Annotated in this window: 9 protein-coding genes and 2 pseudogenes; 4 read left to right on the top strand and 7 right to left on the bottom strand. The window is 59.1% G+C overall.

The features are described 5' to 3' along the window. A partial coding sequence (locus A7D21_RS32890; RefSeq protein WP_141718313.1) for an RHS repeat-associated core domain-containing protein occupies positions 1-2,368 on the top strand: 2,368 nt, incomplete at its 5' end. Between the two features lie 2 nt (positions 2,369-2,370). After that, positions 2,371-2,790, top strand: coding sequence for a hypothetical protein (locus A7D21_RS32895; protein WP_064451890.1), 420 nt, complete (start codon positions 2,371-2,373; stop codon positions 2,788-2,790). 134 nt (positions 2,791-2,924) lie between these two features. On the opposite strand, the gene A7D21_RS32900 is transcribed toward A7D21_RS32895, so the two are convergent. The 5 genes from A7D21_RS32900 to A7D21_RS32920 all read right to left on the bottom strand — a co-directional run bounded on the left by A7D21_RS32900 (position 2,925) and on the right by A7D21_RS32920 (position 7,111). Next, a complete protein-coding gene (locus A7D21_RS32900) occupies positions 2,925-4,154 on the bottom strand; it encodes a M20/M25/M40 family metallo-hydrolase (RefSeq protein ID WP_069553737.1) in 1,230 nt (409 codons plus the stop codon). A gap of 49 nt (positions 4,155-4,203) precedes the next feature. After that, entirely contained in the window at positions 4,204-5,262 is a 1,059-nt protein-coding gene (locus A7D21_RS32905; protein ID WP_053255596.1) for a diguanylate cyclase, read from the bottom strand. An 89-nt stretch (positions 5,263-5,351) separates the two neighbouring features. Further along, complete coding sequence (locus A7D21_RS32910) at positions 5,352-5,984, bottom strand: LysE family translocator (protein WP_053255595.1); 633 nt, start codon at positions 5,982-5,984, stop codon at positions 5,352-5,354. A 65-nt stretch (positions 5,985-6,049) separates the two neighbouring features. After that, the gene (locus A7D21_RS32915) at positions 6,050-6,919 is read right to left on the bottom strand and encodes a sugar phosphate isomerase/epimerase (protein WP_053255594.1); all 870 of its coding nucleotides are present in this window, start codon (positions 6,917-6,919) and stop codon (positions 6,050-6,052) included. A gap of 27 nt (positions 6,920-6,946) precedes the next feature. Further along, positions 6,947-7,111, bottom strand: coding sequence for a rubredoxin (locus A7D21_RS32920; RefSeq protein ID WP_053255593.1), 165 nt, complete (start codon positions 7,109-7,111; stop codon positions 6,947-6,949). A gap of 158 nt (positions 7,112-7,269) precedes the next feature. On the opposite strand from A7D21_RS32920, the gene A7D21_RS32925 reads away from it, so the two are divergent. After that, complete coding sequence (locus A7D21_RS32925; protein WP_053255592.1) at positions 7,270-8,682, top strand: PLP-dependent aminotransferase family protein; 1,413 nt, start codon at positions 7,270-7,272, stop codon at positions 8,680-8,682. Between the two features lie 45 nt (positions 8,683-8,727). On the opposite strand, the pseudogene A7D21_RS34975 reads toward A7D21_RS32925, so the two are convergent. After that, positions 8,728-8,907: pseudogene (locus A7D21_RS34975) on the bottom strand (metal ABC transporter permease); the annotation flags it as partial. A gap of 1 nt (position 8,908) precedes the next feature. Continuing rightward, positions 8,909-9,133, bottom strand: a pseudogene (locus A7D21_RS34980) (2-oxoglutarate and iron-dependent oxygenase domain-containing protein); the annotation flags it as partial. Positions 9,134-9,380: 247 nt separating this feature from the next. Here A7D21_RS34980 and A7D21_RS32935 point away from each other — a divergent pair. Next, entirely contained in the window at positions 9,381-10,463 is a 1,083-nt protein-coding gene (locus tag A7D21_RS32935) for an LLM class flavin-dependent oxidoreductase (protein WP_069553739.1), read from the top strand. The last annotated feature ends 383 nt before the right edge of the window (positions 10,464-10,846 follow it).

Consider the following 10,846-nt stretch of genomic DNA (forward strand, 5'->3'; position numbering starts at 1 on the left):
CGGTCAGTTGCTTGAGGAGCAACTGCCGAATGGCGCTATCAAACGCTATCGCTATGACGCTCTTGGGCGGAAAGTTGCGCACGAGGATGAACAGGGTGCGCTGACGCAGTATCAGTGGGACGCCGCCGGGCGTCTGCTGAAACTGACTCGGCACGATGGAGCTACGCGGGAATACAGCTACAACCCCTACGGAAAAATCACCGCCGAACGCGATGAACGGGGCCACGTCACTCGCTACGAATACGCCGACGGCCTGCACCTGATCAGCCGCCGCATCCATGCCGATGGCACTCAGGTCAACTACCGCTACGACAACGTACGGTTGCTGCTGACCGCCATCGAAAACGAAGTCGGCGAAACCTACCAGCTCGCTTACCACCCCAATGGCCTGATCCAGCAGGAAATCGGTTTTGATGGCCAGCGCACCGCCTACGTTTACGACCTCAACGGTAATCTGGCGGAAAAGACCGAATATGGCGATGACGGCAGTCAGCTAATCACCCGCTACGAGCGAGACCACGCCGGCCGCCTCGTACGAAAAACCCTGCCCGACGGCAACCTTGTTGATTATGCCTACGACCGCCAGGGCAACCTCCTCAGCGTTGACGACGGCCACTGGGCGCTGGCCTACGAATACGACCCACAAAACCGACTCACCGCCGAACACCAGGGCTGGGGCACCTTGCGCTATGGCTACGACGCCTGCGGCCAGCTGCAAAACCTCCGTCTGCCGGACAACAACCGCCTCACCTTCAACCACGACAAAGGCGGCCACCTTGCCAGCGTCGAACTGAATGGTGAAACACTCACTTCTCACCTGTTCAAAGCCGGTCGCGAACACCAGCGCCAACAAGGCCAGCTCCTCAGCCACTACCACTACGACGAACAAAACCGCCTGCACGCCCACGCCGTCAGCCAACAGCAACACACTCTCTACCAGCGCCAATACGACTACGACAACACCGGCAACCTCACCCGCCTGCTCGACACCCGTAAAGGCCAACACGACTACCACTACGATCCCCTCGCCCGTCTGACTCGGGCCGATCACTCACAAGACGGGCAAGAACGCTTCGGCCACGACCCGGCGGGCAACCTGCTGATGCAGGATCGACCCGGCCCGGACATCGTTGCCGGCAACCGCCTGATGATCCAGGGCGATCATCATTACGACTATGACGCCTTTGGCAACCTGATCCGCCAAAGGCGCGGTAAGGGTCACCAACTTGTCACCGAATACCGCTACGACTGCCAGCACCGGTTGATAGGCATCACCCAGCCCAATGGGCAAACAGCCAACTATCGCTATGACCCGTTTGGGCGACGGATCAGCAAAACCGTAGACGACATCACCACCGAGTTTTTCTGGCAAGGCGACAAGCTGATTGCCGAGCATCACGCGGATCGCCATCGCAGTTACCTCTACGAACCGGACAGTTTTAGGCCTTTGGCACTGCTGGAAGGCTTTGGTCCAAAAGACACCCAGCCCTTCCACTACCAACTCGACCACCTCGGAACACCGCAGGAGCTTACAGACCCAGACGGTGAAATCGTCTGGTCGGCGCACTACCGCGCCTACGGCGAGATTGCCCGCCTCGATGTCAACAAAATCGACAATCCGCTGCGCTTCCAAGGCCAATACTTCGATGCGGAAAGCGGGCTGCACTACAACCGCCATCGCTACTACAATCCGGATATTGGTCGCTATCTGACGCCTGACCCGGTGAAGCTGGCGGGTGGGATTAACGCGTACCAGTACGTGCCGAGCCCTACGGGTTGGGTAGACCCACTGGGATTGAGCACCTGCCCAGGCGGCGATGGATGTAAGCCAGTAACCGGCCTCGAAAATCCAATCGGAAAGGCACAAGTAAATGAGCGACAACCAACTGCACCTCAAACCTCGCGGGAACAGCGACGTGAACGCATAGAGGATTTAACAGAGGCTAATGCGAAGCGTCGAATTTTGGAGTACGAAGCACAGTACGACACGCACATGATTGGTAAACACGGGCCAGAGGTTGATGACTCCAAAGTGAGTCGGCGCTCAATAGATGGGAAGGACCCAATAACAGGTAAATTTCCGCTTAAAAAAAAGGGGGTTCCTAGCTCGCAATTTAACAGCTGGAAATTACAACTACAGGCATGGACGAAGGCAACCTCAAGAGTTGAAAGAGGACTTCCCCGCTACACAGGTGTGGATGACAATAAGAACGACATCGTACGTTTAGAGCTGCCAGGCGCAGGGCGCGGCTACAGGCCAAACAAGAAGGATGCGAACAATCCAACGTTCAATCCTTCGATGAATGGTGCCGAAATGAAATTCCGTGAAGACGGCACGCCTTTTACTCTATTTCCGATCAAGGAATAAAAATGCTATTTCACCCATTTTCCGAGCACATACCTTTTGATGCGAGCTTGTATTATTTCGTAGGAGTTTTTGACATTTACGACAGAGAAGAAACCAAGGGAGCAGAGCTTCACGCCTATGACCCCAACGACAAAAAAGATAGAGAAAATCTAATTCTCAAATACTGCCTGGATCCATACAACAAGCTTTCCTATCGCCACCGATACAAATTAATGGAAAACCTGGACGCCGCATTAAATACAGAAAACTTTGATTTTCATTGTTTTTTTGAGGATGACCCAGATAAATATTCAACGATGGCCTGGGACGAAACAGAAATAGTTGACCCCCAAAGCTTTTTTGCCGACATCTACCGATTAGCCAACGAGGTTTGGAAAGACGACCTCCAAAGAGCCAGTCTCGAAGACCCATCCACATGGTAAGAACACCACTTGCCTCACTGACAACCCCAACCCTGTGGCGAGCGAGCTTGCTCGCGTTGGGTTGCGCAGCGGTCACAATAAGCCAGCTGGCCAGAGAATCGGGCTCACCGGAATGAGTGAGCCCTGCAATCAAATCAGCGCTTGGAAAGCTCCATAATCATCCGGCTCAACAGATAAATCCGCGGCGCCACACTCTCCACCTCGGCATATTCCTCCGGCGTATGAATATTCCCACCGACAATCCCAAACCCATCCAGCGTCGGCGTCCCAACCCCGGCGGACAGGCTTGCATCCGCCGCTCCGCCGCTGCCTTCAATGGTCAGCTTGCGCCCTAACTCCCCATAAATTCCCTGGGCAATCGCCACCAATTTGTCCGACTCCGGCGTCTGCGGCATCGGCGGCAGGCCGCGCAACAGGCTGGTCTTCACTTCGGTTTCAGGGATCAACTTATTCGCTGAAACGCGCGCGAGGTCTTTCTCGATCCGATCAAATTCTTCCGGCAACGCAGCACGCACATCGGCCTTGGCGGTGGCTTGGTCGGGGATGACATTGGTGCGGTCACCGGCCTTGATGACCGTGAAGTTGATGGTGGTTTTCTTTTCTTCATCGCCGAGTTTGCCCAGTTGCAGGATCTGGTGCGCGGCTTCCATGGCGGCGTTGCGACCCAGTTCCGGGGCGACACCAGCATGAGCGGCTTTGCCTTTGACTTCGACCACGGCGGTGGCGCTGCCTTTGCGCCATACCACCAGGCCGTCGGCGGGGCGGCCGGGTTCGAGGTTGAGGGTGACGTCGTGGCTTTTGGCGGTGTTGCGGATCAGCTCGGAGGCGGCCTCGGAGCCGGTTTCTTCGCTGGCGTCGAGAAGGAAGGTGATGTTTGCGTAGTCCTTGAAGCCCTGGTTTTTGAGGACTTTCAGCGCGTAGATGCCGGCGACGATGCCGCCCTTGTCATCCATTACGCCCGGGCCATAAGCGCGGCCGTCTTTGATGTGGAACGGGCGTTCGGCGGCCGAGCCTTCCTTGAACACGGTGTCCATATGGGCCATCAGCAGGATCCTGGCTTTACCGGTGCCCTTGAGGGTGGCGATCACATGGCTGTTGTTGGCGGCCTTATCCGGCAGCAGTTCGATGCTGAAACCGAGCTGTTTCAGTTCATCGACGGCGATGTCGCGCACTTGGGTCAGGCCTGGCTCGTAGCCGGAGCCCGAATCAATATTCACCAGGCGCTCCAACAGTTTCAAGGCATCGGCCTGGTACTGTTCGGAATCCGCCTGGATCTGTTTGTGGGGTTCGGCGCTGTAGGCCGGCATTGCGCAGGACAAGGCCAGGGTCGCGGCCAGGAGGGTACGGGAGAAGGAGAAGAGCATGGACCGATCCTTGTTTTTTGTTGGGAGGGGCTGCAAACACCCTACCCCACTAAACCGACCGCAACCAACTCCCCTGCACAGCGCTGACCCGGTTACGCCCGCTGCTCTTGGCTTCATACAAGGCCTGGTCAGCGTCGTTGAGCCAACTGGTGGAATCGGCGTGGGCGGCTTGATACGGGGCCAGCCCAATGCTCAGGCTGGCGCGCAGGGTCGGGTCCTGCACATAGGCCAATGCACTGAAGCGATCACGCAAGGCGTCCATCACTTCCGTGGCCCGAGCAAGTGGCATATCCGGCAAAATCACACAAAACTCATCCCCGCCATAACGCCCAGCCATGTCGGAAGCCCGCAGGTTCTGGCGCAGGACTTTACTCAGTTGGCGCAGCACGATATCGCCAGTGACATGCCCGTAGGTATCGTTGATGGTCTTGAAATGGTCGATGTCGATCAGCGCAATAGCCGCGCCGACCTGCTCGCGGCGGCAGCGCTGAAACTCGATTTCCAGATGGTCTTTCCAGGCGCCGTGGTTGAGCAGGCCGGACAGGCTGTCCGTGCGGCTCAACGCCAGCAACTCGCGTTTATGCCGGGCCAGGGTCACGGCCTGGCGATAGCAGATCCACCCCAGCGCCATGGGATACAGCGTGAGGATCGGCAAGCACGCATACAGCTGGGTCTCGGTGGTCACGGCGATAAACGCCGGACCCAATAGCAACATTGACGCGCCAATACCCAACGCCTGTGCGACCCAACCGGCCAACATAAAGCGAAACCCGCCGATGGCGACGTTGTTCATGGTCATCATCGACAGCGTGGTGACGCCGGGCAGCGGGTTGAAGTGCATGGCGCCGACCCAGAACCCGCCGCAAAAGGAGTCGAACAGCAGGTTGCGGCGTTCGCTGCGCAGCGAATTGCTCGCGCGGCGCGACCATTGATAGGCAAGGTGCGGCCAGACAAAGGCGTTGATCACCATCCATACCCACACCCACGCCGGTGGGTGCAGGGGATACATACCAAACACCACGCACACCAAGCCGAGCGTCAGCCCCAGTAAGCGGGATTTGTATAACCGTGAAGCGAGCGGAAGTCCATTTCCTCCGGCAGCTGACATGGTCGGGTGTAATCCTGAGAGAATGCCTGGAGTCTATCAGGGCAACAGCAAATCGCCACTACCGCTCATAAGGCTGTAGATCAGGCCATTCAGTGCGAAAACCCGCGCGCCAGCATCAACGCCACACCCAGTAGCAACACCGCCGTGACCCGCTGCAACAACACCCGGCGCTTGGGGTTTTCCAATACGTGCTTGATGCGCTGGCCGAAATAGCAGTACAGGCAACCGCTGGCAAATTGCAGCGTCAGAAAGGTTAACCCCAGGATCGCGATATCTGCCGATGAGGTGTGCTCACCTGAGCCGGCAAACTGCGGGAACACCGCGCTGAACATGATGATGGTCTTAGGGTTGGAAAACCCGGTCAGCAAGCCTTTGCCGAACAGGCTGCGCGAGCCCTCCACGGCACCGGCCTTGTTGATCGCGACGCCACTGCTGGTCCACTGCTTGTAGGCCAGGTAAAGAATGTAGGCCACGCCAACAAACTGGATGGTCTGGGTAATGGCGAGGTTGCCCTTGATCAACTCCGAAAAGCCCACGGCAAAGATCAGGATCGAAATCAGGTAGGACACCGTGGCGCCGATCTGCGCCGGGATCGAGCTACGCAGGCCGTCTTTCAAACCCAGGCTCAAGAGCAGCAGGGTCATGGGGCCGGGGCTGAAGGTCATGGTGGCGCAAAACAGCAGAAAATACAGAAACGAAGACAGTGTTAACGCAGTTGTCATGGTCCGGGACCTTGGTTTGAAAAAAACAACGGAGCGGGCCTCGCAAGCGCCCGCCCCTGGGCCCATCAGGCGACCGCGATTTCGGTCGTCAGGGATTCGCGGTACATCAGCGCCAGGTCAGCCAGGGCAGCCTTGGCGGTCTGGTTGCGGGTTTCGAACGCCACCAAGCCTTTCCAATTGGTTTCGACGATGGCCTGCACCACGTCGGCGTAGTCACAGCTGCCGTCATGAATGCCGAAGTGCTGGTCTTGCACGCCATTGTTATTGCTGAAGGAAATGCCCTTGATGAGGTGGTGATACTTGCGCACCACCTCCGCCGGCAGGCCGTTTTCGATATTGGCGTGGCCGGCATCCAGGAAGAAATACACGTTGCTGTGCGCTTGCAGGCGCTCGAATACAAAGGCGTATTCAGCTTCGTGGGTAAAGATGTAGTGGAACGGCCGGTAGTTGACGTAGTTGGACAGGTTCTCCAGGTAGATATCCGTGCCCTTGGCCGCGGCGTAACTTGCCAGTTCCTGTACCGACTTGAGGTAGTGCTCCAGGGCAACCTTCTTGGCCATCAGCACCATTTTCGGCTCGACGATGCAGCCACCGTGAATGATCAACGGCGCGCCCAGACGGCTGGCGATATCGATCTCTTTTTTCACGTACTCCACGGCCGCCACACGGAACGCCTCGACGTCACTGCCCAGTGGGGCCTTGAAGTTGCCGTGGAATATCGGCCGAACGCCGCTCGCCTCGATCTGCGCCTGCAGGCTGACGATGCGTGCCTCGGTCCAGTCGTCAACCATTTCACCGAACAGGCTGCCGTCGATGTACCAGTGGGTGCAGTCGCCTTCGACAGCGGTTTGCAGGCCCTTTTCCGCGCTGAGGTATTTCTGGTGAGCCACACCGGTACAGAACGGCACGGTGGGGTTGATCAGTTTGCTTTCCATGGAGCGATTCCTTTCGTTGATGGAGGGTTAAATTTCGATGGCCATGAAGTCGGCCTTGGTCACGCCGCAATCCGGGCATTTCCAGTCTTCAGGCACCTCTTCCCAAGGGGTGCCTGCCGGGATTCCGTCCTCCGGAATGCCCAATTCTTCTACGTACATAAAGCCGCAGGGTGCGCACATATAAGTCTTCATAAGGATGCGAAATCCATTGCTCGCCTGTAGGGAATGTCGCCAACTCCTGGCGAGATGGCGCGCAGTCTAGGGGAGCGGCATTGCACAAGGCAGGTAAAGTGATGCCTAATCCGGCCTAACTTCACCGGTAAAAGTACCGGCAAAGACAAGGAAGGTTTATGTTTGTATCCGCTATCGCCTTTGTGGAAGGCACGCCCAAGGTCCAGCAGATCGTCGCGGCGTTCAGCCAGGCGATCGAAAGCGGTGAATGGGCGCCCGGCAGTAAGTTGCCGTCGGTGCGTGAGTTGACCCAGACCCTGGGCGTGAGCAAGTTCACCCTCAATGAGGCACTGGACCGTCTGCGTGGGCGCAACCTGCTGACCTCAAGCCAGGGTCGCGGCTACTTTGTGGCGATGGAAACCGCCCACCCGACTTCGGCGACCTGGGTCGACCTGCTGCCCCAGGACCTGCTCAGCGTGTTACGGCGCCCGCTGGTCACCGTCAGCGGCGAGTTGCGGCCCGGTGGCGGCCACTTGCCGGAGGAATGGTTGAACGGCGAAGCCATCCGCCAAACCATGCGCAGCGTGGTGCGCGCGCCGTCGTTGCGCATTGCCGGGCTGGGCACGCCGGCCGGGCTGTTGCCGCTGCGCCAGGCCCTGCAACAGAAACTGCACGCCGACGGCCTGTCGGTGCCGGTGGAGCAAATCATCACCACCCCCAACACGGTGCAGGGCCTGGACATGCTGATGCGCCTGCTCGCACGCCCCGGCGACACGGTGCTGCTGGACGCGCCGTGTTACTTCAACTTCCACGCCAACCTGGCCCTGCATGGCGTCAAAGTGGTGACTATCCAGCGCCGTCCCGACGGCTTTGACTTCACCGCCCTCGAACAACTGCTGGCCGAACACCGCCCCAGCCTGTATCTCACCACCAGCGTGCTGCATAACCCTACCGGCCATTCTTTCAGCCCCAGTCAGGCGTTTCGCCTGCTGCAACTGACCCAGCACTACCACTGCCATATTGTCGAAGATGACCTCTACGGCGACTTGCACCCCAACCCGCCGCCCCGACTGGCGACCCTTGCCGGCCTGGAGCAGGTCACCTACCTGTCGGGGTTCTCCAAGATCCTCAGCGCCAACACACGCGTCAGTTATGTGGTGGCCGCGCCGCAGTTGGCCGCCAACCTGACCAACATGAAGTTGATGAGTGGCGGCGTGACCTCGGAGCTGTTCGAACAGATTGTCTATCGCATGCTCAGCGAAGGCAGCTATGCCAAACACCGCAAGCGTATGGTGCAGCGCTTGATGGAATCGGGTGGGCGTGTCGAACAGTGGCTCAAGCGCTGCGGCTGCGAATTGCCGATGGCCTTTGAAGGCGGCATGTTTATCTGGGCGCGCCTGCCACCGGGGGTGAACGGCGAGCAGCTGGCCCAGGAGGCGTTGAAACGCAGCATGGTCTTGGCGCCGGGCGCGCTATTCGGCTATGACCCGGCGCACCTTGATTCGATGCGCTTCAATGTGGCCCACAGTGACGAGCCACGCGCGCAACGGGTATTCGAAGCGCTGCTGCTGAAGGCCGGGCGTAAGCCTTGAGCGGTCGCGCCATGGATGCGCAGAAGCCGATCACTCACTACCCGCTCAACGCCGATACGCCAACCACCTCACACAGCGATCCCCGAGGCTTTGCACGCCCTGCACCAGCGCCACCAACACGATGACCGTCACCACCATGATCTGGTTAGTGAAACGCTGGTAGCCATACCGTCTCGCCAAGTCGCCCAGGCCGCCGCCACCGATCACGCCGGCCATGGACGAAAAGCTCGGCGCCGACCTCGAACTGTTCACGCAGGCCCGGCTGGCCCCGGGTGATCTGCGAAGCGGCGCGGTTGTAACCGCGAAAGTGCGCGGAGTTGATCATGCCAACCGCGTGCTTATCGGCGACGGGCAAGGCAAACCATGCGCGGGCCTGCTGCTGCACCTGGCTCAACAGCGCCGGGTCGACCCCGTGGCCGGTGAGGTAGAAAAACCCGATATGCCGCGCGGCTGCGGGCTGCCGTCGAGCTGGGACGGGTCGAGCAACAGCACAGTGTGCGCCAAGGTCCGGTTGCGCTTTTAGTGCGGCCTTTAATGCACATTACTGATAACTTAAACACAACATGATTCGGCAATTTAATAATTAGGTTAGAACCAACAGGCATTTTACAGACCCACCCGCTGCCCTTACTTTTGACCCGAGTAACCGACCCCACGCCCGGAGGAGGTGTTAACCCCGTCATCAGCAAGGACAGACCATGAGCATTGAATTCATCGGCTATATCGGCGGCCACCACGCCTCCGAGATCCACCCGCGCAGCGGCCCTACCCTGCAACCCGACTACGTCGAAAGCGTGGCCCGCGCCCACGAAGCCGCAGGTTTCGACCGCGCCCTGGTGGCCTTCCACTCCAACAGCCCGGACAGCACGCTGATCGCCGCACAGGCCGCCAGCGTGACCAAAAACCTGCAGTTCCTGATCGCCCATCGCCCAGGTTTTACCCAACCGACGCTGGCTGCCCGCCAATTCGCCACCCTGGACGTGTTCAACGGTGGCCGCACCGCTGTGCACATCATTACCGGTGGCGACGACCGTGAACTGCGCGCCGATGGCAGCCATATCGGCAAGGACGAACGCTACGCGCGCACCGACGAATACCTCAGTGTGGTACGTCAGGAATGGACCAGCGAACAGCCGTTCAATTTCGACGGCACCTACTATCAGGTGGAGGGCGCGCACTCGACGGTGAAATCGCCGCAGCAGCCGCACATTCCAGTGTATTTCGGGGGTTCGTCCAAGGCCGCCATTGAGGTCGCAGGCAAGCATGCCGACGTGTATGCGCTGTGGGGTGAAACCTATGAGCAGGTGCGCGAAACCGTGACTCAGGTGCGTGCGGAAGCGGCCAGGCACGGGCGTGCGATTCGCTTCAGCTTGTCGTTGCGACCGATCCTCGCCGAAACCGAGGCGCTGGCATGGGCGCGGGCCGAGACGATCCTGCAACAAGCGACCGCGCTGGCCGAAAAGAATGGCTTTGTGCGCCGTGAACCGCCGAATGAAGGCTCGCGGCGCTTGCTGGCAGCAGCAGCGCAAGGGTCGCGACTGGATAAGCGTTTGTGGACCGGAATTGCCGGGTTGCTCGGCGCGCAGGGCAACTCCACTTCGCTGGTAGGCACCGCCGAACAAGTCGCTGAAGCGTTGCTGGATTACTACGACCTGGGCATCACCACCTTCCTGATCCGTGGATTCGACCCGCTCAATGATGCGATCGACTATGGCAAGCAACTGATCCCACTGACCCGCCAGCTGGTCGCAGCGCGCGAGCAGGCCAAACAAGTCGCTTAACGATGCGCGCCTGCGCCGTGCACAACCCTGATGGCAACACAGATCCACTGTGGGAGCGGGCTTGCTCGCGAAAGCGGTGGGTCAGTCGATATCTCCGTTGACTGACACTGCGCATTCGCGAGCAAGCCCGCTCCCACATTTTGCCCTGCGTTTTACCCACGCAAGCGTGCCGGTTCTTCTGCGCAATAGTCGCCCGACCATTGCCCCGCCTTGGTCAACGACACACTGATAGGGTGAGTGGCGGTGATGTCATAGAGCTGCGCATGCCCGATTCGATGCACGCCTGCGCCGTGCACAACCCTGATGGGCAACACAGATCAACTGTGGGAGCGGGCTTGCTCGCGAAAGCGGTGGATCAGTCAATATTTCCGTTGACTGACACT

This window comes from Pseudomonas sp. AP19, assembly GCF_001728855.1.
Taxonomy (GTDB): Bacteria; Pseudomonadota; Gammaproteobacteria; order Pseudomonadales; family Pseudomonadaceae; genus Aquipseudomonas; species Aquipseudomonas fluorescens.

Bases quoted from the DNA above. Each gene is read 5' to 3' on its own strand.
- A7D21_RS32895 (WP_064451890.1), top strand. From the start codon at position 2,371: ATGCTATTTCACCCATTTTCCGAGCACATACCTTTTGATGCGAGCTTG.
- A7D21_RS32900 (WP_069553737.1), bottom strand. From the start codon at position 4,154: ATGCTCTTCTCCTTCTCCCGTACCCTCCTGGCCGCGACCCTGGCCTTG.
- A7D21_RS32905 (WP_053255596.1), bottom strand. From the start codon at position 5,262: ATGTCAGCTGCCGGAGGAAATGGACTTCCGCTCGCTTCACGGTTATAC.
- A7D21_RS32910 (WP_053255595.1), bottom strand. From the start codon at position 5,984: ATGACAACTGCGTTAACACTGTCTTCGTTTCTGTATTTTCTGCTGTTT.
- A7D21_RS32915 (WP_053255594.1), bottom strand. From the start codon at position 6,919: ATGGAAAGCAAACTGATCAACCCCACCGTGCCGTTCTGTACCGGTGTG.
- A7D21_RS32920 (WP_053255593.1), bottom strand. From the start codon at position 7,111: ATGAAGACTTATATGTGCGCACCCTGCGGCTTTATGTACGTAGAAGAA.
- A7D21_RS32925 (WP_053255592.1), top strand. From the start codon at position 7,270: ATGTTTGTATCCGCTATCGCCTTTGTGGAAGGCACGCCCAAGGTCCAG.
- A7D21_RS32935 (WP_069553739.1), top strand. From the start codon at position 9,381: ATGAGCATTGAATTCATCGGCTATATCGGCGGCCACCACGCCTCCGAG.